Origin of the sequence: Methylotenera sp. (assembly GCF_029945705.1) — a bacterium.
GTDB lineage: Bacteria > Pseudomonadota > Gammaproteobacteria > Burkholderiales > Methylophilaceae > Methylotenera.
The window spans coordinates 36,896-62,102 of record NZ_JAQSDC010000054.1 but is presented as its reverse complement, the minus strand read 5'-3'; the positions used below and the strand labels follow the sequence as shown (position 1 = coordinate 62,102).

Genomic DNA, 25,207 nt, shown 5'->3' with positions numbered 1-25,207 from the left:
GCGTTGAATGTGTCAGACAGAATGCTTAGCGGCAAGTTGTTTTCTACCTGCGTAATCTCGTGCAAATTGGTAGGCGATTCGGCCACTACGGGAGCCGCGTGTATGCGACCACTGCAAAGCTGCAGTGGTCGCAGCTTCGTCAAATATGGAGATTCCATAATGGCGCAACCACTGCGCGGCAATGATTAGGTATTCATCTTGATCAAACGAGTAAAAAGCCAACCACATGCCAAATCGGTCTGACAAAGAAGTTTTTTCTTCAATGGAATCGCCTGGTCTAATCTCACCGCCTAAATGCTGCGTTTCTAAGCTTTCTGCCATAAACTCAGGTAACAAGTGGCGTCGATTAGACGTGGCATAGACTAAGATATTATCTGACGTCGCCGCCATAGAGCCATCCAACACCACTTTCAAGGCTTTATAGCCAGCATCGCCAACCTCAAAAGACAGATCATCACAAAACACAATGAATCGCTCTAATCGGTTACGCAACAACGCAGTAATTTGTGGCAAGTCAGTTAAATCTTTCTTATCTATCTCAACAATACGTAGTCCATCTTGCGAGAATTGGCTTAGTAAAGCCTTGACGATAGAGGATTTACCTGTGCCACGCGCACCTGTCAGTAACACATTGTTTGCGGTATAGCCTTGAACGAATTGCGCGGTGTTGCGGATGATTTCAGTTTTTTGTTGGTCGATATTATGCAAGTCTTCCAGTTGAATAAGATGTGGATCTGGAATCACTTCCAAATAACCATGCCCTTTATTATGCTGCCAGCGCCATGCAATGGCTGACCAATCTGGCTCACTTGGCACGCTTGGAATAAATGCCTCTAGACGTGCCAGTAAGTCTTCCGCACGTTGTATTAACTGACTAAAGTCGCTCATTTAAGACCTATAGTCAGCATTAATTTTGACGTAATCATAGCTAAAGTCACAGGTCCAAACGGTGCATGAAGCATTACCACGCGCCAAATCTACTCGCACTAAAATTTCAGGCTCTTTCATCACAGCTGAGCCTTGCTCTTCTAAATAAGCCGCTGCTCTACCGCCATTTTCAGCTACTAATACATCACCTAAATAAAGCTTCAGTGCGTTTACATCGAGATTATCGACACCCGCATAGCCAATGGCAGCCAAGATACGGCCTAAATTAGGGTCAGATGCGAAAAACGCAGTTTTAATCAATGGTGAGTGTGCAATCGCATAAGCCACTTTACGACACTCCGCTTCATCACGACCACTTTCAATTTTAACGGTCATGAATTTAGTGGCGCCTTCGCCATCACGGACAATGGCTTGGGCTAACTCAATAGCCACATCAGTCATGGCGTCACGCAAGACAATGAAATCAGTACTCGTTTCATTAATTTCCGCGTTACCTGCAAGATTAGTAGCCATCAGAATCAAACTGTCATTGGTCGATGTATCGCCATCCACCGTGATGCAGTTAAATGATTTATTCACGGCATATTGAATAATGCTTTCAAGCGCAGGCTGGCTCAAAGCGGCATCGGTCGCAATATAACCTAACATAGTCGCCATATTAGGGTGAATCATGCCAGAGCCCTTGCTAATACCCGTGATGGTAATATTTTTGCCGCCAAGCTGAATTTGACGCGATGTGCCTTTTGCAACTATATCTGTCGTCATAATCGCTTCAGCCGCATTCAGCCAATTATCTTCTTTTAGATTTGCTATCGCTGCTGGCAAACCGGCAATGACTTTATCGACGGGCAATGGCTCTAAAATCACGCCTGTTGAGAATGGCAAAATTTGCTTGGCCTGCAAGTTCAGTAGCCCACTTAATGCCTCACAAGTTTGTTTTGCACGATTCAAGCCATCTTCACCAGTACCTGCATTTGCGTTACCAGTATTAACAACCAGAGCACGAATACTCGACTTTTGTGCAAGAAACTCTTTACACAAAATAACTGGTGCTGCGCAAAACTGATTCAGGGTAAATACGCCAGCCACCTTGCTGCCTTCAACTAATGTCATCACCAAGACATCTTTACGATTTGGCTTACGAACATGCGCTTCAGCAAAACCTAATTGAACACCTTTAACAGGCAATAGTGATACTGCTTGTGGAGAGTTTAGTTTAACGGGCATAGCAATTTTCCATAATGATCGATGTGGTTATTTTAACGTATTAGTTAATGAGTATTGAATATATCAAGCGAGGTTTTAAATATGCAAAACTGAGAACTCAAATGTTGCCCATCATTCAGATTGATGTTGCTCTACACGATTTCTACCTAAGCGCTTGGCTTGTAACAAGGCATTGTCTGCGGCTTCAATAAGCTCGAAATCACTACCAAGATTGGGATAAGAGGCTGCACCTGCACTGAATGTAGCATGAATGACGCCACCTACATAATGATGCGCGAAGCGCGCAAAATCCTGCCTAATTTTATCAACAATAACGGCGGCTTGGCTTGCACCAACGCCTAGCAAACCAATAATATACTCTTCGCCGCCATAGCGTCCAATCAAGTCAATTGAGCGCAAACGTCCTTTGAGTAAATATGCCAAAGTGCGTATCACCAAGTCACCCACGGGGTGACCATAAGAGTCATTAATGGATTTAAAGTGGTCAATATCGAGCATGACTACCGCCATTTCTTGACCTAGCGATAAATCTCGCAACATGTCTGCCAACTTAGTTTTAGAACTCGCATGGTTAAGCAAGCCTGTTAAGCCATCCATTTGTGTAGAACGCTGCATCTCACGATAGCGTGAAATTTTAGCCTCCACTACAGCAGCTAATAACACAGGGTTAAACGGCTTCATTAAGAACTGGTCGCCACCTAACCTGAGTGCCTCAACTTGCATACTGACTTCAGAATCCGCAGACAAATATACAATAGGAATTGTCGCATAAGGTTCTGTTTGGCGTAGTACACGAGTAGCTTCTACACCATTAAATTTCGGCATGTGCATATCCATCAAAATCAAATCTGGCCTGTATATCTCAAGCGCATCGAATAGCTTATCTGGGCTATTGATAGAAAAAGTATCAATATCATACTGAGCCAGTGTTCTTTCTATCGATGCTAAAGCAACTCTAGAGTCCTCCACTACCAACACATGGCTTTTTTCTTGAGGTGCAGTCTTTACTAAATCTAAGATACGACTGAGCACCATGGTTGAGTGATTTTTAATGGGAATGGTCGCATCTACACCAGCACGCATTAACTTAACAATCGATTCGGGCTTTAATGGCTCGCCTAAATATAGCATTGAGCTAGAAAAGAATTGTTGACGCAAGTGAGCAATGACTGCGAGTTGCTGTTCAGTCGCCTCTGTATTTACACTCATAAAAATTACCGCTAAAGATGCGCTGTCGATTGCTGGACTGTCTTCCCAAGCGATAATTTCAATTTTAAAACCAAAAAAAGACAATTGCTCTTTGAGCTCGTTCGCAACATCAAAGCCATGGTTATCAGCGACTACTAAGACATTACGTGGTTTTATCCATGGATCGTCTTTAGTCTCAATAAGGGCATTGCTAAGCCCTTTTTCTTGGTGGCGGCAGGCTTCTTGTGACAAAAAAATTGATTCAACCATGCCATTTAGGGTGTCAATTTTCTTTTGTATACTTTCTTGATCATCACTAGAAATTGGATGTGCGCTTTCAGTAGAGAGCTTGGCGAAAGCATAACTTTCCAGCCGTTCGCACAAACGTACTAAACCAGACATGCGTAAGCGATTAAAGCTATCCACTAAGCTGTTAACGGCTACGATAAACTCAATAGACTGCTCAAACTTACCCTCAAGCAGATAGCGCTTCCAGTGGCTGTTCATCGCTGCAAGGCGCTCAGAAAAAGAGTCTTTCACTATACTACCCATCATCAATACCCTTTACGGCAATAAAGAAACAACGGCGTATTCAAGTGCAAAGCGCAACACCTGATTGATTAAAGCGCTCTTTCGCTGAAAAAGAAGCGTATTACTACAACTTGCGCCAAGTTGTACCTTGCACAGTATCTTCCAATACTATACCGGCCTCTAGCAATTGCTTTCTAATCGCATCAGCTTCAGCAAAGTTTTTGTTATTTTTGGCGGCTATTCTAGCCAATATTAATGCGTCCACATCAAGTGCCTGCACATCGTCACCTTGCAAAAAAACATCTGCATCACGCTGCAACAACCCTAATACGCCAGCTAGATTTTTAAGTAAAGCTGCGACTTCCAATGACTTAGTTTTATTCACCTCATTCGCCAAATCGAACAATACCGCCATCGCTTCTGGCGTATTGAAGTCGTCATCCATCGCCTCTTTAAAACGTGCTGCATCAGGATGCTGCCAATCAATCGCATCAACAGCAACTTCGTGGCCACGTAAAGACGTATACAAACGGGTGAGCGCTGACTTTGCATCATCCAAATGCTGGTCAGAATAATTAAGCGGGCTGCGATAGTGCGCGCGCAAAATGAAGAACCTAATCACTTCCGCATCGTATTTTTCCAACACGGTACGAATGGTAAAAAAGTTGCCTAAAGATTTAGACATTTTTTCTTCATCCACCCGTACGAAACCATTATGCATCCAATAATTAACCATTTGGCAAGGTTCGCCATCATGGCTGTGAGCCGCCTCTGATTGCGCAATTTCATTTTCATGATGCGGAAATTGTAAATCTTGGCCGCCACCATGAATATCAAAACGCTCACCGAGATGATGTGAACTCATCGCTGAACACTCAATATGCCAGCCTGGACGACCTTTTCCGCCATTAGGGCCGCCAAAAGGCGAATCCCAGCTTGGCTCGTTTGGCTTCACGGATTTCCACAACACGAAGTCCATGGGGTCTTTTTTATGCGTATCAACTTCTACGCGCTCGCCTGCACGTAAATCTTCAAGCGACTTGCCAGATAGCTTGCCGTAGCCTTCAAAGTTATTCACTGAATAGAATACATCGCCATTCGCAGCGATGTAAGCAAAGCCTTTTTCAATCAAGGCTGAAATCATTTGTATCATGCCATCAATAAATTCAGTAGCTTTTGGCTCAATATCAGGGCGAATTATGCCTAACTTTGCAGAGTCCTCATCCATCGCATCAATAAAGCGCTGCGTTAATTGACCTATCGTTTCACCATTTTCATTTGCACGCTTAATAATTTTGTCATCAATATCTGTGATATTACGTACATAGGTAACGACATAGCCAGAACTGCGCAACCAACGACTCACAATATCAAAAACCACCATGACGCGAGCATGACCTAAATGGCAATAGTCATAAACAGTCATACCACAGACATACATACTCACTTTTCCAGCGACAATTGGCGTGAATGTTTGTTTTTCACGAGCGAGCGTATTATAAATTTTTAGCATAATCTGATGGTTAAACGAGAATTAAAAGAAATTGTTAATGAATAGTTGTTAAGTAAATGAATGATTTAGAAGTTTTTGCTAAATATATGGCAATAATCTCAAATGAGCTATTGGATGTTAGCTAGGCTATTGATAGAATTACGCTTTGTCATTTAACTAGAAAAAGTATATCACAATGAATAAATATATTTCTTTGCTAAACGCTTTAATCGCACGGTCTTTCTTGGTAGCCGCCGTGAGTTTATTAGCGCCTGCGGCACACGCAGACGAGCTTAAAGACATTTCACAACTTGCAGATCAAGGTCAAGCTGCTGTTGCCATTGACCGCTTGAATACCTACATTCTTGCTAATCCAAAAAATGCACAAGCTATGTTCATGAAAGGCGTTTTACTGGCAGAACAGGGGCGTCGCGATGAAGCTATTCGCACATTTACTGATGTGACTGAAAAATTCCCTAATTTACCTGAGCCATATAACAATTTAGCGGTGCTTTACGCTGACCAAGGTCAATTCGATAAAGCTAGAAAAGCACTTGAAACGGCAATAAAAACTCACCCAAGCTATGCCACAGCGCATGAAAACTTAGGTGACATTTATGCACGTATGGCTTCTGAAGCTTACGACAAAGCGCTGCAACTAGACACCAGCAATACGCGTGCAGAAGGCAAGTTATCCATGATCAAAGACTTATTTGGTACAGGTAACAAAACTACGCTAGCTTCTAAAGAGCCAGCTAAAGTAGCGAATCCAATTCGTCCTGCAGATACAAAACCTGCTGACGTTAAAAAAGTAGCTGTGGCTCCAACCAAAGCGGCTATTGAACCTACAAAAGTAGAGCCAACTAAGAATGTTGAGGTCGCGAAAAATAATGATGCAGAAATTACTTCTGCTGTGAATAATTGGGCAGAAGCGTGGTCATCACAAAACATTGACAAGTATTTATCCAGTTATGGCGCAAACTTCAAACCAGAAAAAGGTTTAAACCGTAAAGCTTGGGAGCAACAACGTCGCGAACGCGTGACCAAGCCGTCTAAAATCGACGTATCTATCTCCAACATTATCATTACTTCTTCAGATGATACCAATGCTAAAGTTCGCTTCAAGCAATCATATCGCGCGGGCTCTAAGCCTATTTACACCAGCAAAACATTGATGATGAAAAAAGAAGGTAACAACTGGTTCATTGAGCAAGAAATTGCTAGTAACTAAAACGTACTAGCTTTCCATTCCAATAATAAAGTTGCATGTCATTGTTGACAGCAACTTTATTTTGGCTTTTGCAGTTGCGACTTCATTGCAGTTTTATAAGGTAATTTGTTGAGAAATGGCTTTAAATAAAGGTTTAACATACGTACTATTGGCGGCGATTACTCTTGTGCCGTGGAATGCGACGGCGGTCAATAGCTACAGTTTGAGCAATTTATTGCATAAACCTGAGTTGCGCGCATTAACTGGCATAGCTGAAAATCTGCTAGTAAAAAGCCTGCTAGAAATTACGCAGGGTAAAAACCAACAAGCGCTCAACACCGTGGATGAGCTCATCCAAAAAATCCCCAACTTCAAACTCGCTTACCTCGTGCGCGGTGATTTGCTGATGGCTCAAGCACAACATTTGCAAGCTTTTGGTAACGCCAATGTGAATCAAGCTGATGCAGTTAAAGATCTGCAAGCAGAAGCGCGTGTAAGAATTGAGCGTTATTTATCTAATGAAAATTTAGATAAATTACCTAATTTACTGCTCGCTCCTAATAATCAACAAAGTCATCTGATTGTCGTTGATACCGATAAATCGCGCTTATATTTGTATAAGAATAATGCTGGCAACTTGAGCTATGTTGCCGACTATTATGTTACGGTAGGCAAAAATGGCGTAGGCAAAAAAACTGAAGGTGACAAACGCACTCCGATTGGCGTGTATTTTGCCAGCTCTAAATTAACCAAGCCGCTAGCTGATATGTATGGCAATGGTGCTTACCCACTGAACTACCCTAACGAATGGGATGTGCAGCATAACAGAAGTGGCTCTGGCATTTGGCTGCACGGCACACCTAGCACCACCTATAGCAGACCACCTAACGCAAGTGACGGCTGCGTAGTATTAACTAATCAAGACTTAAATGCGATTGCCCCGATACTGCAAAGAGGTAAAACGCCTGTAATTATTGCGAATCATTTAAAGTGGATTGATGCAGATAACACAAGCGCTGACAAAGATGCTTTGCAAGTGGCGATTAATAATTGGCTGAACGACTGGAAGTCACAAAACACGCCTAAGTATCTTTCGCATTACTCGCGAGAGTTCTCTACTGATGGCATCAACTTCCAGCAATGGTCTGACCATAAATTTACAGTGCAAGCAAGTAAGCCAAAAGTTGATATTGCACTATCTAACATCAGCATGTTTGCCTACCCTGATGCCGATAAAAAGTTAGTGGTAGTTGATTTTACACAAGACTTTAAGAGTCCGACTTTAAGCAATAAAATGCAAAAGCGCCAATACTGGATTCAAGAAGATAATACTTGGAAAATCATCTACGAAGGTTCAGCTTAAGTTGCCATCTTAAGTCACCATAACGTTTGCTTTAACCCTCAGGAAGTCTATGCGTAAATTTTATGCTGTTGCCATACTTGCAGTTTCTTCTACCCTTGCTCTGCTTAGCGGGTCTGCACTAGCCGCAAACCCTCAAGTCACATTTGAAACGAATCGCGGTAATTTTGTTGTTGAGCTTTATCCTGAAAAGGCGCCAAAAACGGTCGCCAACTTCTTGAAATATGTTAACTCTGGTTTCTATAAAGAGACTATTTTTCACCGTGTCATTAATCACTTTATGATACAAGGCGGTGGTTTTAATGCCGACATGTCTGAAAAACAAACACTCGCGCCTATTAGCAATGAGGCAGCTAACGGGCTACAAAATGAAATTGGTACGATTGCCATGGCAAGAACCAGTGACCCAGATTCTGCAACAGCTCAATTTTTTATCAATGTTGAAAATAATGTTCCGCTCAACTATCAAGGCCCAGACCCAGAGCTTATCGGATATTGCGTATTTGGTCGTGTATTAAAAGGCATGGATGTTGTGCGTGAAATTGGCATTACTCCAACGATAAACGTTGGGCCATATTATGACGTTCCGAAATCAGCAATATTGATACACCAAGTGAAACTCAACACCAACGCAACTAACAACTAGGCCTTTAAGGGCTTTATTTACACTTTTAACATTAAGGATATTTTGTGGTTAAACTACTTACAAACTTTGGCGAAATTACTTTAGAACTCGATGCAGAAAAAGCACCAATTACCGTAGCAAATTTTTTGCAATATGTAGATAACGGTTTTTATGATGGCACGATTTTTCACCGTGTAATTGATGGCTTCATGATTCAGGGCGGCGGTTTTGATACATCTATGAGCCAAAAAGAATCTGCAGACGAAATTAAGAATGAAGCAGACAATGGCCTAGTAAATGATCAATACACTATTGCGATGGCTCGTACCTCTGCGCCACATTCAGCCAGCAATCAATTCTTTATTAACGCTGGTAACAATGACTTCCTTAACCATTCTGCACCTACCAGCAGCGGCTGGGGTTACTGCGTTTTCGGTAAAGTGACAGCAGGTATGGATGTTGTTGATAAAATCAAAAAAGTGAAAACCGGCAGCAAAAAAGGCCATCAAGATGTGCCGGTAGAGAATGTCATCATTGAAAAAGCGACACGTTGCTAAAACGTGTGACGTTACGCTGTAGTCTAGAATGATATTGGATTACGCTGTTTAGCATGAAAAATCTCGGAGATAAACCGGACAATCAATTAAGCCAAAGCTTAATGGGTCACAGCCTATTTATCTCCGATCTGCATTTGTGCGCCAGTCGGCCGCATATTACTGCGGCGTTTTTAGATTTTCTAAAAAATACTGCATCAAAGGCAGTTGCTCTTTATATTCTAGGCGATTTGTTTGAATACTGGGCGGGTGACGATGATATTCAAGATCCCCATCATCAACCTATAATCACAGCACTTAAGCGCCTCTCTGATGATGGCATTAAGCTTTACTTGATGCATGGCAATCGTGACTTTCTAATTTCTAATGTATTTTGCGATGCTGCGGGAATGACTTTACTGCCAGATCCGAGCCTCATCAATCTACACGGCAAAACTACTTTACTCAGTCATGGCGATGATTTATGCACCGATGATGTGGAATACCAAAAATTCAGGTTACAAGTTCGCGCAGCTAAATGGCAAGAAGATTTTCTGCGATTACCGTTACAAGTTAGAAAAGACCAAATTGAAACTATCCGTAAGCGCAGTGAGGATGAAAAATCACAGAAATCCATGCAAATCATGGACGTTAATCAAGCAGCTGTTGACCACGTATTAAAAACATTCCACTATCCTGAGCTGCTAATCCACGGCCACACACACCGACCCAATCAACACCATATTCAATTAGACGGTCACAATATCACAAGGTGGGTATTAGGCGACTGGTACGAACAAGGCAGCTACCTTTGCTGCGATCAGTTTGGCTGTCAGGCAATATCGCCACTATAAGCAATTGCCGTTTTTAGGGTTGATAACCAGGAATCTTAGATTCATCAACATCATCGATCTGTTCAGGCTCTAAGAACTGCTCGGCGTATTTCAAGTAAACTTTTTCACGCACGAAAATATCGAATAAATCGGGATCAATATGATGATCTACTTTCATCTTGCCTAAAATATTTAATGACTCTGATAGCGTTTTAGTCTTCTTGTATGGTCTATCTTTTGAAGTAAGCGCTTCAAAAATGTCCGCAATACCCATTACACGTGCTGGAACCGACATTTGATCACGTGTTAGTCCTTTTGGGTAACCTCGACCATCCATACGTTCATGATGGCCACAGGCGTATTCTGGTACGCGTTTTAAGCCATTTGGGTAGGGTAATGAATCTAGCATGTGTATGGTGACAACGATATGATTATTAATAATCTCTCGCTCTTCTTTGGTCAGCGTACCACGTGTAATATTTAGGTTATAAACTTCATTTTCACTCAAAAATGGCCTTGAGCTGCCATTTGCATCGACTAACTGATAGGCCGCAATGTTAACTACTCGCTGCTGATCTTCATCCGTCATAGACTCGCTGCCGAAATTAGACTTTCTTAAAAACTGCAGGTCTTCATCACATTGCTGATTAAACGCGATTAACTGAGAGTCTAACTTTGCAACATCTTGCAGCTGCCCGTTTCTCAATGCTTCTACCTGTTTTTTCAGGATGTCGCACTCCGCTTGCTTTTTCAGTAACTCGAACCGCTGATCAACCAAATCAATGCGGTCGAATATTCCAGACAACTTAGTGGGTTTATCCATCACAGATTCTGGCGTGGTAACTTTACCGCAGTCATGCAACCAACCAGCAATCTTCAACTCATAAAACTCTTTTTCATTGAGCGTAAAATCTTTAAGCGGCCCTTCTTTAGCATCAATTGCAGCTTGCGCTAACATCAAAGTAAGCTCTGGCACACGCCTGCAATGTCCGCCAGTGTAGGGAGATTTTTGATCAATAGCTTCCGCCATCAATTCAATAAAAGCTTCAAATAAACCTTTCAAGCCCTCAATCAAATTCTGGTTGGTCATCGCAACCGCAGCTTGTGATGCTAATGACTCAACCAAGCTCTGATTAGCCTGTGAAAAAGGAATAATCTCTTGTGTATCAATATCAATCGCATTAATGAGCTGAAGTACGCCTATGACTTCTGACTCGTGATTTTTCATTGGAATCGTTAAAAATGATTGCGAGTGATAACCTGTTTTCTCATCAAATTTACGCGTACCAGTGAAGTCGAAATTTTGAGCGCTATACGCATTTTCAATATTGACGGTTTTATCATTCACAGTAGCATAGGCTGCCACCGTGGTTAAATTCGGCCTACCGTCATCTAAGTACAAAGGGATGGGTAAAAATGGAATTTCCTTGCCAGTTGTACCACCCATCGCAAGATCTAGTGTTTTATTGCGCATGATTTCAAATTTAAGATGCTTGTCATCAGTAATGGTGTACAGCGTTCCACCATCTGCGTTGGTAATTTCCTGCGCGCCGAGCAATATCGTTTCCAATAGACGTTTATTATCTCGCTCAGCCGAAAGCGCAACACCTATCGTGTTCAAGCGCTCAAGTCGCTTTAATAAATAAGGGTGCTGTTGATCAATCATGCTGGTAAATCAATGAAGTGACTTGGTATGAAGGTGATGTGTATATTGATTTGCATATTCATTAATTTAGACTAAATTTTGTCTAAATAAAACTCCATTTTCACGCCTGCAAGCTCTATCACATCATGATCGCTCAGTTCGAATGCCTGCGAACCGGTAGAGTGTCCATTGACGAGAGGGAACACTTTACCTTCAACATGCGTAACGAAGTAACCCTGTGGACGTTTAGTAATCACGGCTACCTGCACGCCAGTTTTGCCTAAGGTGGTGAGTGCTTTATTAAGAATCAGTTCGCGGCCTGCGCTAGAACCATTTAACACTTGTATTCTGCCAACAGCCATCGCAGGTGCAGGTTTTTCAGCTAATAGTAATGCCGGTTTCTCTAAGATGACTGAATCTGGGACTGCAGGACCGGCCTCTACTTTATATTCCGCTTGAGCCTGTGCTTTCATCATTTCAGTTAATTCTGCTGGGCGAAAAAACACGGTTTTCTCAAAACCTGAATCACTAGTGCTTTGATTTTGTAACTTTGCCTCATTGATGAATTTCAACTGATGCTTGCCGAATGAAATCAAATCTCCTGACTTCAACAAATAGCTTTTGACCAACTTGTCATTCACTTCAGTACCGTTCGTACTCTCTTTATCTTCTATATAAAAGTCATTACTCTTCTTTAATACCACCGCATGCTCGCCGCTCACAGCTAGATTGTCGATATGAATGTCATTCGTTGGACGTCGACCAATTGTAGTGCGCTCTTTATCGAGTTGAAATTCATTCAAAATCTTATCATCTAAAGTAAAAATCAGCTTAGCCATTATCCACCCTGCTATTTCAACCAACTAAAAAAGTTATCGCGCCAAGTCTTAGTGTACTCAAAAGACTCTTTTACCTTAATAAGTATGACAGAAATATTATCTTTTCCGCCATTTTCATTTGCCAACTGCACTAACGCTTGTGCGGCAACATTGACATCTGGCATGAGCCTGTTAAGCGCAGACTCAATGACGTCATCATCTACTAAATCACTTAAACCATCTGAACAAGCTAGGTATACATCACCTACTTCAACATCATACTCATTCAGTTCCAATTCTACCTCTGGGTCGATTCCCAAAGCACGTGTGACTAAATTTTTATTAACGGAGTATTTTGCTTGTTCAGGCGTAATAAGACCTGATTTAATCTGCTCTTGCAATAATGAATGGTCTACCGTTATTTGGCTTAATACTTGGTCGCGTAGCCTATACATGCGTGAATCGCCAATATGTCCAACGAGCAATTTATTATTAGTAAAAACTCCAACAACCAGGGTGGTGCCCATGCCAGCACACTGTGGCTGAGATTGAGAAACATTATAAATGACTTCATTAGCACTTTTAACTGCATCAAAAATCAACTGCATCTGGGATTGCTTACCTAATGCCGAATAAACTTTTCCAGGCTGCTCATTTGCCAACCCTTCCATCAACTCAGCGGTAATGCTGAGCACCGCCATTTCGCTTGCTACTTCGCCCGCTCTGTAACCACCCATACCATCAGCAAGTACGACAAAACCCATCGCGTCATCACTAGCAATGGCATCTTCGTTATGGTCACGCTGCAAACCAACATCCGTTAAACGCACAATTTCTAGCACACCACTTAAATTCATCTTATCTGACTAGCCCGATGCTGGCGTAGCATGAACCCATGCCCCTCAACACTTCTTCGCAAACGTTATGCTGTAAGATTAACAACATAATGGTGTCAGAAACTTCAAGGGCATAAGCATCTCATTAATCATCAACTGCCATCAAAGATTAGTGCGTATCATTTAATCGCCTAAACGTTTTAATGTAGCAATATCAACTCTTATTATTTAAAACTTCTGAAGCACGCACATCTGCAGCCAATTTATCTAACACGCCGTTGATATATTTATGACCATCAACCCCGCCATATATCTTGGCTAACTCTACGCCCTCATTAATCACTACTCGGTATGGAATACTCATATCGAACATCAATTCACAACCAGAAATTTGTAAAATGGCGTGTTCTATTGGGCTTAACTCACTGACTTTGCGGTCAATAAATGCGGCCATTTTTTCATCAAGTTCAGCGGTATGTTCACCAACAGCTTCAAGTAACTGTTTAAAATAAGCTTCATCGGCCTTGGCGTAATCTGGATCTTCTGCCATATCACGGTACACTGCACTCATTTCGGACTGATTCAACATACCGCGATAAACCGCTTTTAATACCAGCTCGCGTGATTTTCTACGGTTCTGACCAGATTTTTTTTTAGCTGATGGCTTTTTTACTGCAGTTTTTTGATCAGTTACCGTTTCTACGACTAAACTAGTTAATGAAACGTCATTCTCAGCCATCATAGCGATCTAACCAAATTAGCCATTTCAATGGCTACTTGTGCGGCTTCAGCACCTTTAATGTGCATACGTGCAATCGCTTGATCATCGTCTTCAGTAGTGAGTACGGCATTAGCTACAGGAACGCCTGTGTTAAATTGTACTTCTGAAATACCGCGTGCTGATTCATTAGAAACCACTTCAAAATGATAAGTCTCACCGCGAATAATTGCACCTAGCGCAATTAAGGCGTCAAATTTTTCGCTAATCGCCATGTGCTGCAAAATCAATGGTGTTTCTAATGCGCCAGGCACGCTTGCAATGGTAATGTCATCGCTTGCAACGCCTAACTTCAACAACTCAGCGGTACATGCACTAAGTAAACCATCGCCAATATCACTGTTAAATCGGGAAAGCACCACACCGATTTGCAGACCTGTTCCATCTAGGTTTTTTTCAATTTCTCTCACGTTTTATCCTTAAGCGCTACCGCACAATTCACAAAACCGTATTTTACCGCATATCGCTACTAATGATTTAGTAAAATGCTGAGGTAAGCGCTATACAACTGATTTAATGAAATAATCCCCAAGCCTTTTGTACGGTACTCCAAACACCATAACTAATCGGAATCAACACCAAGGCCCACGCAAGCACGACCAATATTGGATGGCTAACTGATTGCGAGGTACTATTCATCGAGCCAGCTGGATTTGACGCATCAGCTTTTTCATGCGCCAATTTTCTTACCGCTTCAAGTTCTGCATCTGTCATGTAGTATTTTTCTGCCACTGGTATCACTAAAAAATTCGCAATAAAGCCCACCACAAGCAACCCTGCCAGCACCAGAAATATTGGCGCATATACTTGGTCAAACGGCACTTTAGCCTCCAAGCGTGTGTCATGCATATAATTCACTACGACTGGCCCTAAGATACCTGCTGTAGACCATGCTGTCAGTAAGCGCCCATGAATCGCACCCACAAACTGGGTGCCGAACATATCTGCCAAGTATGCGGGTATGGTAGAAAAACCGCCGCCGTACATGGAGGCAATCACACAAAAAGCGCCCACAAACAAAGCTAGCGACTTAAAACCGGCTACGTAAGTTGCAGCGCAATACATTAGGGTTCCTAATACAAAGAAAATATAGTAAGTGCGTTTACGCCCTAACTTATCTGACGAAGTAGCCCAAGCAAAACGGCCAAAAATATTAAATAATGAAATCAAGCCAACGAAACCCGCCCCTACTGCCGCCGCAGCAGCTGTGAGTGCTTCATCCTTTTTAATATCAGCGAAACCAATATCTGGCTGACCTATCAGTGCTCCGCCAAAGGTTTCTTGTAGCATTGGTGCAGCAGCGCCAATAATACCGATACCTGCAGACACATTCATGCACAACACTAACCACAACAACCAAAACTGTGGTGTTTTGTGGGCATTGTTAAGGTGTACATGTTTATTGGAAATCATCACATTATTTTGCGCTGCTGGCGGCGTCCAATTGGCAGGTTTCCAGCCAGTTGGTGGCACGCGATAGCTCAAAGAACCCCACAACATAAATATGAAATAAATAGCCGCTAAAACAACGAATGTCTGCCAAACGCCAGGGCTGTTTGGTGTTGCGAAATGACCCATCAATTTAGTGGCAAGTGGTGAGCCTATCATCGCGCCACCACCAAAACCCATAATAGCCATACCAGTGGCCATGCCACGACGATCAGGAAACCATTTAATTAAAGTTGAAACAGGTGAAATGTAGCCTAAACCAAGTCCAATACCACCAATAACACCGCTGCCTAGCCACATTAACCACAGCTGATGCGCGTAAACGCCATATGCAGAAATAAGCAAGCCACCACACCACAAGACCATAGAGACCAAACCTGCTTTTCGTGGCCCCTCACGCTCTAACCAGCCACCCCAAAGCGCAGCCGAGCAACCTAGCAACACAAAAAACAAAGTAAACATCCAACCTAAATCAAACTGTGTCCAATTACAATCTGTCGCAAATAAAGCCCTTGCGGTGCCTGAGAGCTTTTCAGATAAATTAGTCGCTCCAGCCGCACAAGCCGCTAGAGGCTTACCATCCACACCCATCAGCGCATTCCCCAATGGCTTCCAGAACACACTAAAACCATACGCCATACCAATGGATAAATGTACGGCCAATGCAGCTGGCGGTACTAGCCAGCGATTAAAATTTGCATTTGCGGTAATATGCTCTTTAGATAAAAAATTCGCCATGCCACCCTCTTATATTTAAGTATTATGATTGCGTAATTACATTATGTTACATAGTGTAACAAATTAAAAAAAATGGCAATTTAAAAAGTGGCAATTTGATAAAAGCACTGTTGTCGGATTTTAAAACTTATTATTTGTCATGAATATGTCACATTTAAATCATAAACTGGCAAAAATAAAGTAATAAAAAGTACATTCAAGAGGAAGCTATGCCTGCCAATATATTAGTTGTGGAAGATGAACCAGCGATTCAAGAACTGCTCGCGCTAAACATTACTCAAGCGGGACACAATGCTATGCGTGCATTAAGTGTAGAGATTGCACAAAACCTAATGCGCGAAACTATTCCAGATTTGATTCTGTTGGATTGGATGCTACCAGGCATGAACGGCTTAGAGTTTGCTCGCCTATTGAAATCAGACAGCCTAACAAAGACTATCCCGATTATCATGCTGACGGCTCGTGGCGATGAATACGACAAAGTACGTGGTTTAGAAGTTGGCGCAGATGATTACGTGACTAAACCATTTAGCCCGCGTGAATTAAATGCGCGTATTAAAGCGGTGTTACGTCGCCGCGCACCACAAATGACAGATGACCCTATTGAAATGGCTGGCCTACGCTTAGACCCTACCACTCATCGCGTCACTGGTAACAGTAAAACAATAGACTTAGGTCCAACCGAATTTAGACTATTACACTTCTTTATGACGAATGCAGAACGAGTACACACACGCAGCCAGCTTTTAGATAAAGTTTGGGGCGACCGCGTTTTTGTTGAAGATCGCACAGTCGATGTACATATTCGCCGCTTGCGTAATGCGCTTTCACTTTCAGGTCATGAAGATTTAATTCAAACCGTACGTGGTGCAGGCTATAGATTGTCAGAAAAAAACGATTAAACATAGGATTAAACAGTCACTAAATATATACGTTATAGCTCAATTTTCTGCTAAAAAGCTCGCTATAATTGTAGACGTCAATTTATTGAAAAAGTTAATCTGTGCTAGATATTCGTTGGAAAGCTGGTCTATTCGTTTGTGCGCTAAGTGTCATCAGCCTATTTTTCTGGCTAATAACTAGCATCAATACCGCACTTATCGTATTCATTGCTGGCCTATTGTTCTATATAGCAAGCCATATCTATTGGCTACATGCACTACAAAACTGGTTTAAATCTCCGGGTCTCAAAGAGATTCCCGAAGGTTCAGGTGTGTGGGAAGATATTTTCATTGCTCTACTCAAATATGAGCGCAATAACAACCAAAATCAGAATCAACTAAACGCTGCACTTGAGCGCTTTAACCTTGCTACCAGCGCAATGCCAGACGGATTGGTGATACTAAGCGCCAGTAATGAAATTGAATGGTGTACGCCCAATGCTGAACATCAGCTTGGATTAAATTTAGTCACTGACAGAATGCTCCCAGTGGTTAATTTAATTCGCAATAGTCACTTTATTGCTTACTTATATAATGAAAAATATGACGAGCCATTTAAGCTCAAATCTTGGCGCAACGCTGAGCTCACTCTCGAAATGCAACTAATACCATTCGCCAATAATCAAAAGTTATTAATTAGTCGCAACATGACGCAGTACGAAAAAGTAGACATTATGCGTAGAGATTTTATTGCAAATGTTTCGCATGAGTTGCGCACACCTCTCACCGTAGTCGGCGGCTTTTTAGAAACGTTGACCGACATGGAAGGTGCGGTACCAGATAACTTAAAAAATTATTTCACGATGATGGAAGACCAAACCATACGCATGCGTCGGATTATTGAGGACCTACTCACACTATCCACCATAGAAAGCAATACCGAAGAGCCTGACGACAGTGAAATCGATATGTCGAACTTATTAGAATCTGTACAAAATGATGGTGTTGGGTTAAGTCAGGGCTTGAATAAAGCTAAACATATCATTCATCTTGAAGCTGATCCTACACTCAACCTGCATGGCGCCGCAGATGAACTCCGTAGCGTTTTTAGCAATTTAGTCAGCAATGCCATACGTTATACGCCAGCTGGTGATAAGAAATCAGGCAAAACGGGTGAAATCTTTATCCGCTGGGCATTGCAGAATGGCGAACCTGTATTTTCAGTGCGCGACACAGGGATTGGCATTGAACAACAACATATTGACAGACTAACCGAGCGATTTTACCGAGTAGACCGCAGTCGCAGCCGAGAAACTGGCGGCACAGGGCTTGGCTTATCAATTGTTAAACATATATTAATTCGCCATCAAGCTAAGCTGGAAATTTCTAGTGAGTTAGGTGCAGGCAGCACATTCAGCGCAGTATTCCCTAAAGCACGTATTGCGCTTAAAAAATAATAGCTTAAAAATGCGCCCCGCAATTGTTGCTTTGCTAATTGTAATGCTGCCAGCCTGCGCAAACATTTCAAACAACACAGCCACTCAAGCCGCCAAGCCGATTCCTGAACAAGATGACCGCAGCACTATTAACCAGCTTGGCAAGGGCGACTCTGATCGTATGGCAGATGTTGAAATACGTGAAAATACTGAAAGCTTGCGCTTACTGATGCTAAAGCTATATAAGCGCAACCCGCACGAATTGCAAAAAAGCACTCCAGATGTCGCAGAAAAAATGGTGAATTGGGTCTTCAATGGTGTGGCGCAACATCATTACCAATTTGAATCTATCAACAATCAACAAGGCACCGAGGCTATATTCTTGGCGTTTAAACCGGAGTTCAGTGGTGACCGAGTATTAGCCTTTATTGTTGGCTTGCACACGATGCTCCTTAAAGCGCACGGTAACAAAACCGACTTCTACTTAAATGACAGCATAGATCCGCAACACATGTATAACGTGTCGAGAAATATTGAGATTGCCGCTTGGAAGCTCTCAAATGCTAGAGATGAAACTGGCGCGCTATATTTATTGAGCAATGAAATTAATGATAAAGACAAAAATTTATCATTTGAACGTGAGTTTGGAAAAATGATAGGTCGTACAGATTTATTTGCCATTACTCTAGCGGAAAAGTCACAGCGACTTATTTCACGCGTGGTGCAAAGCCTTGCAACCGCAGTATTTTTGCCTTTTTAGCAAACGTAAAGCAGGCAATAAAAAAGGAGCCTAGGCTCCTTTTTTATTGCGTATCCCGAGAACAGATACGTAAAAATTACTTAGCTGCTGAGTCTTTTGCAGCAGCATCTTTGGCCGCTTGCACGGCATCTACTGCAACGTCTTTAGCTTCACCAGCTGCGGCTTGTGTAGCTGCAGCAGCTTCTTTAGCCGCATCCTCAGTTTTAGCTGCTGCATCTTTGGCAGCATCAATAGTCGTTGCTTTCATTTCCGTGACAGCTTCTTTTGCTTTTTCAGCAGATTCTGCTGCTGCATCTTCTGCCTTTTTGCTACATGCGGCAAAACCTACAGTCACAACCAAACTTAATAACAACACTTTTAGTAATTTATTCATCTCTAAATCCTTTATAAATAGTAGGTCTACGGGTAGAAAAGTTTATTACTTATTAGTTGCTGGCGCAACCGCAGGCTCAGCTACAAAAATTTCTACACGACGATTTTTAGCTTTATTTGCTGCAGTATCATTCGCCACTAGAGGCTCACGTGAACCGCGACCGTCAATCGCAATACGGCTGCTGGCAATTTTTCGGCTCGTTAGGTAATCACGCACGCTGGCAGCACGATTCAATGACAATGGATTATTCACAGCATCGCTACCTGTACTGTCAGTGTGACCAATAATAGTCACATTACTATTTGGATTAGTCACCAAACCACTCGCAAACGTATCTAATATCGCTCTGAAGTTAGGTTGCACATCCGCACGACCGACAGCAAACGAAATATCACTTGGAATATCTAACTTCAAACGATTATCAGCGGTCTGCGTAACGGCAACGCCTGTACCAGCGGTAGCCTCTTCCATTTGTCTTTTCTGCTCTTCTTGACGCTTAGTCCAAACGTTACCAGCTACACCACCAGCAGCAGCACCAACGGCAGCACCAATTACAGCACCTCTTGTATTACCTGCAATTGCACCGACAACAGCACCTACACCAGCGCCAATTCCCGCGCCTTTAGCGGTGCCTTTTTGGGTTTCCGTCATGTTGGCACAACCACCCAATGTAAACGCAACCAGGATAGAACTTACAATAATTTTATTACGCATATCAACTTCCTTAACTAATAAAACGACGATTGATTAACCAACCAAATTAACCATCCATTCACGCAGATAAACCCGTCGAGAAATGAAATAGAAACTCAAGAATAACTTTAATTATGAACTAGATAAAAAAATATTTATGTTGGTTAACGCACACTAGAAGATTAGTTTAACAACATTAATTCAGCAAACATGTTAACTAAACGTAAAGAATCGTAATTAATTTTGTGGTACATAAACATGTTACTGAGAGAAAAACCAAAAGCTAGCTATTTCAACACTTATCGAGGTGGTGTATAAAAAATAACTTCGCATTTAGTTTGCGAATTACAACTTCAATCGATTAGCTTAATTACAAACTTCAAAAACCTATACTTGCTAGTATTAAAATAACTATTAAGAAAAGAACTAAGTTTGTTTTGAACTTCTAATTTTTTTCTTTCAAAATCACCTACTTTACCATTTTTTTCAAACTCAATATATTGCCCATATAGCATTTGAGTGACTATAAGAGAATATGGGGCAAACTGACCAAATATTTTTTCTCTATAGAATTGCCGAATAAACTCATCAATACTATTTGAAACAGTTGATACCCAACAAGTATTCTGGTCACCCTCTTTAAACCAAAATACATACTCACTTTTTCCAACAACAATGTGGTAACGATTTAATGCTCGGACTTGCTCAGGCGCGTACGATTCTTTTGAGTAGCATACTGGCAAATCTCTTGTAGGAAAGACTTTAGGAGGTAAATGCAACGAGCTATGAGCGCATCTAAATGCCAAGTTAAACAGACATAATCGAATCTTTTGAATCATGAATTAATGTGATTAATTGAGGAACCGTTAAGTAATTACATTGTTAATGTATTCGATAAAAAACCACCAAAACACAAGTACTCATTACCTTAGAGAATGTATTTGGTGGTTTTATCCACGTCTTTCATCAATTTCACATTAATCAACATGAAAAAGAGATCACCTACAACAGCACCTTCTCAATCCCACCATTGTTTACTCGCGCCACATATTCCTGCATCCAATTCTCACCTAGAATATGCTTCGCCATCTCAACCACAATGTAATCTGCCTCGATACCAGTATCTTCGCCATAACGAGACAAACCTTGCAAACAGCTTGGACATGAAGTCAGAATTTTCACTTTCTCTTCTGGATTACCAACTGTTAAGCCCATTTTACCCATGCCTTTTTCCAGCTCTTCCTGCTTACGCATTTTCACCTGCGTGGCAATGTCTGGGCGTGCAACAGCAAAGGTACCGCTTTCACCACAACAACGGTCATTCAACTGAACATCTGTACCCATGAGTTTATTCGTCACTTCGAGCGGCTTATATGTTTTCATCGGCGTATGGCATGGATCATGGTACATATATTTTGTACCAGTAATACCTGCCAGCTTCATGTCTTTTTCCATTAAATATTCGTGGATATCTAACAGCCTACAACCTGGGAATATTTTCTCAAACTCGTATTTCTGCAGTTGGTCCATACATGTACCGCAAGATACGATCACCGTCTTAATATCTAAATAATTCAGCGTATTGGCCACACGATGGAACAGCACACGGTTATCCGTGGTGATTTGCTGACCTTTATCGTGATTACCGCTTGACGTTTGCGGGTAGCCGCAACACAAGTAACCTGGTGGCAATACGGTGATTGCGCCCACTTCATATAACATGGCTTGCGTTGCCAAACCTACGTTTGAGAACAAACGCTCTGAGCCACAACCTGGAAAGTAAAACACCGCATCTGAATCTTCAGTCACAAGTTTAGGGTTGCGAATGACTGGAATCATCGCGTCATCTTCAATGCCCAAAAGCGCACGTGACGTTTTAGTCGGCATCTTTTTCGGCATTGGTCGATTGATAAAATGAATCACCTGCGCCTTAATTTCCGGCTTGCCCACAGTGGCTGGCGGTCTGATTTTATCTTTTAACAGGTGAAATTTCTTCGCTAAATTATGCGCAAAACTTTGTGCTCGATAGCCAATGGTGACCATAAAAGTACGCATCAACTTAATCGTTGCAGGGTCTTTAGCATTCAAAAATGCCATACCTAGGGCAGTACCAGGGTTGAATTGTTTTTTACCTTGCTCACGCAAGAAGTTACGCATCGCCACTGAAACATCGCCAAAATCAATATCCACTGGGCATGGGTTTAGGCATTTATGACAAACCGTACAATGGTCTGCCACATCGTTAAACTCGTCAAAGTGTTTCAGTGAAATACCGCGTCGCGTTTGCTCTTCATACAAGAAGGCTTCAATCAACAAAGATGTGCCTAAAATCTTGTTTCGTGGACTATACAATAAATTAGCTCGCGGCACGTGCGTGGTACACACTGGCTTACATTTACCGCAGCGTAAACAGTCGCTGATTGAATCTGCAATCTCGCCAATAGCAGATTGCTCCATAATGATAGATTCTTGCTCAAGCAAACCAAAGCTAGGCGTATAAGCATTCTCAAGCCCTGAACCTGCCATGAGTTTACCTTTGTTAAAGTGACCATTCGGATCCACTTTATTTTTGTATTTGGTAAAGGCTTCAATGGTTGAAGTTTCTAAAAACTCCATTTTAGTGATACCTATACCATGCTCGCCTGAAATCACGCCATCCAAGCCCTTAGCTAGCGCCATTACACGCGCTACGGCCTCATGCGCGGTGCGCATCATTTCGTAATCATCTGAGTTCACTGGAATGTTAGTGTGAACATTACCGTCACCCGCATGCATATGCAAGGCAATGAATACGCGACCTTTGAGTACGGTTTTGTGAATCTCATCGCATCGATTTAATATTTTTTGATACTCTCGACCTGCAAAAATATCTGCCATCGGGCGTTTAAGTTCACGCTTCCATGAAATGCGTAAATCATAAGATTGCACGGCGCGGAACACATTTTCATATTGACCAAGTGTATCGCCAAGCTGACCGAGCACATTCACGGGCTCATCTAGCGTGTTCAAAATCATGCGCCATTTAGCGCGTAAATCACGCAGCAATTGTAAAGCAATCAATTGCTTTGATTGCACCATTTGCGCATCAGCGTTGCCATCTTCATCGGCTTGCAAGGGTAAATCACCTTGCATAAATGCCTCTAAAGCATCTAACAACTGCAGCTTGTTTTTAATAGAAAGTTCAATGTTAATGCGTTCGATACCATCTGAGTAATCACCCAAACGTGGCAACGGAATCACCACGTCTTCGTTGATTTTGAAGGCATTGGTATGTTTAGCAATGGCAGCAGTGCGGGCACGATCAAGCCAGAATTTTTTACGTGCCTCTGCTGAGACAGCAATAAAACCTTCGCCGTCGCGTGCATTACACAGCCGAACGATATGTGAAGCAGCTTCACCCACTGCATTCTCATCGTCAGAGGCAATATCAGCAATCAACACCATTTTGGGACGTTGCTGGCGTGCGGCTTTTGTCGCATAACCAACGGCTTTGATATAGCGCTCATCCATGTGCTCAAGACCAGCCATTAACACTAGCGGGTCTTTTCTTGCAGTCGCGTCTAAATAATCTTTAATTTCAACAATGGCTGGTACCGCGTGCGATACATTGCCAAAAAATTCCAAGGCTACCGTGCGCACATGCTTAGGCATACGATGCAAAATAAATGTCGCAGAAGTAATTAAGCCATCGCAACCTTCTTTTTGTATGCCTGGTAATCCACTCAAAAATTTATCAGTAACGTCTTTACCCAAACCCACTTTACGGAAGCTAGGCCCTGCGATTTCTAATATTTCAGGCTTCGCCAGCAAAGTTTTCATGTCTTCCGCATAACGGCTCACTTTAAAGCGCGCGATGGCAATATCATGAATTTTGCCTAGGTTATGGTCTAAGCGCTCCACCTCTAGCCATTCGGCATCAGGCGTCACCATGCGCCATGACGCGAGGTTATCTAAAGCCGTGCCCCAAAGCACCGCTTTTTTACCGCCCGCGTTCATCGCAACGTTACCACCTATGCATGAGGCATCTGCTGAGGTAGGGTCACAAGCAAACTCTAAACCTGCATCAGTCGCAGCCTCCATCGCGCGGCGTGTCACCACACCTGCACCACACTCAATGGTCGCCACTTGTCTTGCCACACCTGGCAAAGTACGCATTTGCACGCCAGTATGCTGGTCTAGCTTTTCCGTATTAATTACGGCAGACATAGGTGTTAATGGAATCGCACCGCCTGTGTAACCTGTACCACCACCGCGTGGAATCACTGTAAGCCCTAGCTCAATACAAGCACGCACTAAGAAAGCAATTTCTTTTTCCGTGTCTGGGTTAAGCACCACAAACGGGTACTCAACGCGCCAGTCAGTAGCGTCTGTTACGTGTGAAACTCTGGCTAAACCATCAAACTGAACGTTATCTTTACGCGTGATTTTCGTAAACTTAGCCAGTGCTTTTTTACGCAAATCATAAGTTTGACGGAAATCATCAGCAAATTTATCTACCGCTTTTTTGGCAGCAGAGACCATTTTTTGGACTTTATCGCTAGCTGTGCTGCCAGTATTACGTTCATCAATCGCAGCAATGCGATGATGTAATGCATCTATTAAAGCCTTGCGACGTTTAGGATTTTCTAACAAATCATCCTGCAAGTAAGGGTTGCGGGACACTACCCACAAATCACCCAAAACTTCAAACAGCATGCGCGCAGAGCGGCCTGTTTTACGCTCACCGCGTAATTCGTTTAGAGTTTCCCATATACCTTCGCCCAAGAACCGAATGACAATTTCTCGATCTGAAAATGAAGTGTAGTTGTAAGGAATCTCGCGCAAGCGCGCTGCAGGCTGTGCTTCTGCATGATGAATATTGCTATGTAGAGGTGCGTTCATTGTTTTTTTGATCAACGTCTTTTTTCATAAAT

Annotated in this window: 22 protein-coding genes; 8 read left to right on the top strand and 14 right to left on the bottom strand. The window is 42.3% G+C overall.

Features of this window, described 5'->3' with window-relative positions:
• Positions 1-12: 12 nt before the first annotated feature.
• The 4 genes from PSU78_RS12185 to cysS form a co-directional block, all read right to left on the bottom strand.
• A complete protein-coding gene (locus PSU78_RS12185) occupies positions 13-888 on the bottom strand; it encodes an ATP-binding protein (RefSeq protein ID WP_300388381.1) in 876 nt (291 codons plus the stop codon).
• The gene (gene argJ / locus PSU78_RS12180) at positions 889-2,115 is read right to left on the bottom strand and encodes a bifunctional glutamate N-acetyltransferase/amino-acid acetyltransferase ArgJ (RefSeq protein ID WP_300388379.1); all 1,227 of its coding nucleotides are present in this window, start codon (positions 2,113-2,115) and stop codon (positions 889-891) included.
• Positions 2,116-2,226: 111 nt separating this feature from the next.
• The gene (locus PSU78_RS12175; protein WP_300388377.1) at positions 2,227-3,858 is read right to left on the bottom strand and encodes a diguanylate cyclase; all 1,632 of its coding nucleotides are present in this window, start codon (positions 3,856-3,858) and stop codon (positions 2,227-2,229) included.
• A gap of 100 nt (positions 3,859-3,958) precedes the next feature.
• Positions 3,959-5,347, bottom strand: coding sequence for a cysteine--tRNA ligase (cysS, locus tag PSU78_RS12170; protein ID WP_300388375.1), 1,389 nt, complete (start codon positions 5,345-5,347; stop codon positions 3,959-3,961).
• A gap of 175 nt (positions 5,348-5,522) precedes the next feature.
• On the opposite strand from cysS, the gene PSU78_RS12165 reads away from it, so the two are divergent.
• The 5 genes from PSU78_RS12165 to PSU78_RS12145 all read left to right on the top strand — a co-directional run bounded on the left by PSU78_RS12165 (position 5,523) and on the right by PSU78_RS12145 (position 9,908).
• Positions 5,523-6,557, top strand: a complete 1,035-nt coding sequence (locus PSU78_RS12165) for a tetratricopeptide repeat protein (RefSeq protein ID WP_300388373.1) — start codon at positions 5,523-5,525, stop codon at positions 6,555-6,557.
• A 115-nt stretch (positions 6,558-6,672) separates the two neighbouring features.
• Entirely contained in the window at positions 6,673-7,899 is a 1,227-nt protein-coding gene (locus PSU78_RS12160) for a L,D-transpeptidase family protein (RefSeq protein ID WP_300388371.1), read from the top strand.
• Positions 7,900-7,948: 49 nt separating this feature from the next.
• Positions 7,949-8,542, top strand: coding sequence for a peptidylprolyl isomerase (locus PSU78_RS12155; RefSeq protein ID WP_300388369.1), 594 nt, complete (start codon positions 7,949-7,951; stop codon positions 8,540-8,542).
• Positions 8,543-8,586: 44 nt separating this feature from the next.
• Positions 8,587-9,078 (top strand): peptidylprolyl isomerase, encoded by a 492-nt coding sequence (locus PSU78_RS12150; RefSeq protein WP_300388368.1) that lies wholly within the window; start codon positions 8,587-8,589, stop codon positions 9,076-9,078.
• A 53-nt stretch (positions 9,079-9,131) separates the two neighbouring features.
• Positions 9,132-9,908 (top strand): UDP-2,3-diacylglucosamine diphosphatase, encoded by a 777-nt coding sequence (locus tag PSU78_RS12145; RefSeq protein ID WP_300388366.1) that lies wholly within the window; start codon positions 9,132-9,134, stop codon positions 9,906-9,908.
• Positions 9,909-9,921: 13 nt separating this feature from the next.
• Here the strand turns inward: PSU78_RS12145 and PSU78_RS12140 are convergent, their stop codons facing one another.
• The 6 genes from PSU78_RS12140 to PSU78_RS12115 form a co-directional block, all read right to left on the bottom strand.
• Complete coding sequence (locus PSU78_RS12140; protein WP_300388364.1) at positions 9,922-11,553, bottom strand: HD family phosphohydrolase; 1,632 nt, start codon at positions 11,551-11,553, stop codon at positions 9,922-9,924.
• A gap of 71 nt (positions 11,554-11,624) precedes the next feature.
• Positions 11,625-12,371 (bottom strand): FHA domain-containing protein, encoded by a 747-nt coding sequence (locus PSU78_RS12135; protein ID WP_300388362.1) that lies wholly within the window; start codon positions 12,369-12,371, stop codon positions 11,625-11,627.
• Positions 12,372-12,382: 11 nt separating this feature from the next.
• Positions 12,383-13,207: a Stp1/IreP family PP2C-type Ser/Thr phosphatase gene (locus tag PSU78_RS12130; protein ID WP_300388360.1), complete on the bottom strand. Its 825-nt coding sequence runs from the start codon at positions 13,205-13,207 to the stop codon at positions 12,383-12,385.
• A gap of 193 nt (positions 13,208-13,400) precedes the next feature.
• Positions 13,401-13,928 carry a transcription antitermination factor NusB gene (gene nusB, locus PSU78_RS12125; RefSeq protein WP_300388358.1) on the bottom strand — a complete coding sequence of 176 codons (528 nt, stop codon included), beginning with the start codon at positions 13,926-13,928 and terminating at the stop codon, positions 13,401-13,403.
• On the bottom strand, positions 13,925-14,374 hold the full coding sequence (gene ribH / locus PSU78_RS12120; RefSeq protein WP_300388355.1) for a 6,7-dimethyl-8-ribityllumazine synthase: 450 nt from the start codon (positions 14,372-14,374) through the stop codon (positions 13,925-13,927). Before ribH ends, nusB begins: the two co-directional genes overlap by 4 nt.
• Before the next feature lie 103 nt (positions 14,375-14,477).
• A complete protein-coding gene (locus PSU78_RS12115; protein WP_300388353.1) occupies positions 14,478-16,151 on the bottom strand; it encodes an OFA family MFS transporter in 1,674 nt (557 codons plus the stop codon).
• A gap of 209 nt (positions 16,152-16,360) precedes the next feature.
• Here PSU78_RS12115 and phoB point away from each other — a divergent pair, with 209 nt between their 5' ends.
• The 3 genes from phoB to PSU78_RS12100 all read left to right on the top strand — a co-directional run bounded on the left by phoB (position 16,361) and on the right by PSU78_RS12100 (position 19,228).
• A complete protein-coding gene (gene phoB, locus PSU78_RS12110) occupies positions 16,361-17,053 on the top strand; it encodes a phosphate regulon transcriptional regulator PhoB (RefSeq protein ID WP_300388350.1) in 693 nt (230 codons plus the stop codon).
• Positions 17,054-17,154: 101 nt separating this feature from the next.
• The gene (phoR, locus tag PSU78_RS12105) at positions 17,155-18,489 is read left to right on the top strand and encodes a phosphate regulon sensor histidine kinase PhoR (RefSeq protein ID WP_300388348.1); all 1,335 of its coding nucleotides are present in this window, start codon (positions 17,155-17,157) and stop codon (positions 18,487-18,489) included.
• Between the two features lie 10 nt (positions 18,490-18,499).
• Entirely contained in the window at positions 18,500-19,228 is a 729-nt protein-coding gene (locus tag PSU78_RS12100; RefSeq protein ID WP_300388346.1) for a hypothetical protein, read from the top strand.
• Positions 19,229-19,304: 76 nt separating this feature from the next.
• Here PSU78_RS12100 and PSU78_RS12095 read toward each other — a convergent pair whose 3' ends face one another.
• The 4 genes from PSU78_RS12095 to PSU78_RS12080 form a co-directional block, all read right to left on the bottom strand.
• The gene (locus tag PSU78_RS12095) at positions 19,305-19,601 is read right to left on the bottom strand and encodes a hypothetical protein (RefSeq protein ID WP_300388344.1); all 297 of its coding nucleotides are present in this window, start codon (positions 19,599-19,601) and stop codon (positions 19,305-19,307) included.
• A gap of 45 nt (positions 19,602-19,646) precedes the next feature.
• Positions 19,647-20,315, bottom strand: a complete 669-nt coding sequence (locus tag PSU78_RS12090) for an OmpA family protein (protein ID WP_300388342.1) — start codon at positions 20,313-20,315, stop codon at positions 19,647-19,649.
• Between the two features lie 332 nt (positions 20,316-20,647).
• The gene (locus tag PSU78_RS12085; protein WP_300388340.1) at positions 20,648-21,073 is read right to left on the bottom strand and encodes a hypothetical protein; all 426 of its coding nucleotides are present in this window, start codon (positions 21,071-21,073) and stop codon (positions 20,648-20,650) included.
• 223 nt (positions 21,074-21,296) lie between these two features.
• The gene (locus PSU78_RS12080; RefSeq protein ID WP_300388338.1) at positions 21,297-25,175 is read right to left on the bottom strand and encodes a DUF3683 domain-containing protein; all 3,879 of its coding nucleotides are present in this window, start codon (positions 25,173-25,175) and stop codon (positions 21,297-21,299) included.
• Between the last annotated feature and the right edge of the window lie 32 nt (positions 25,176-25,207).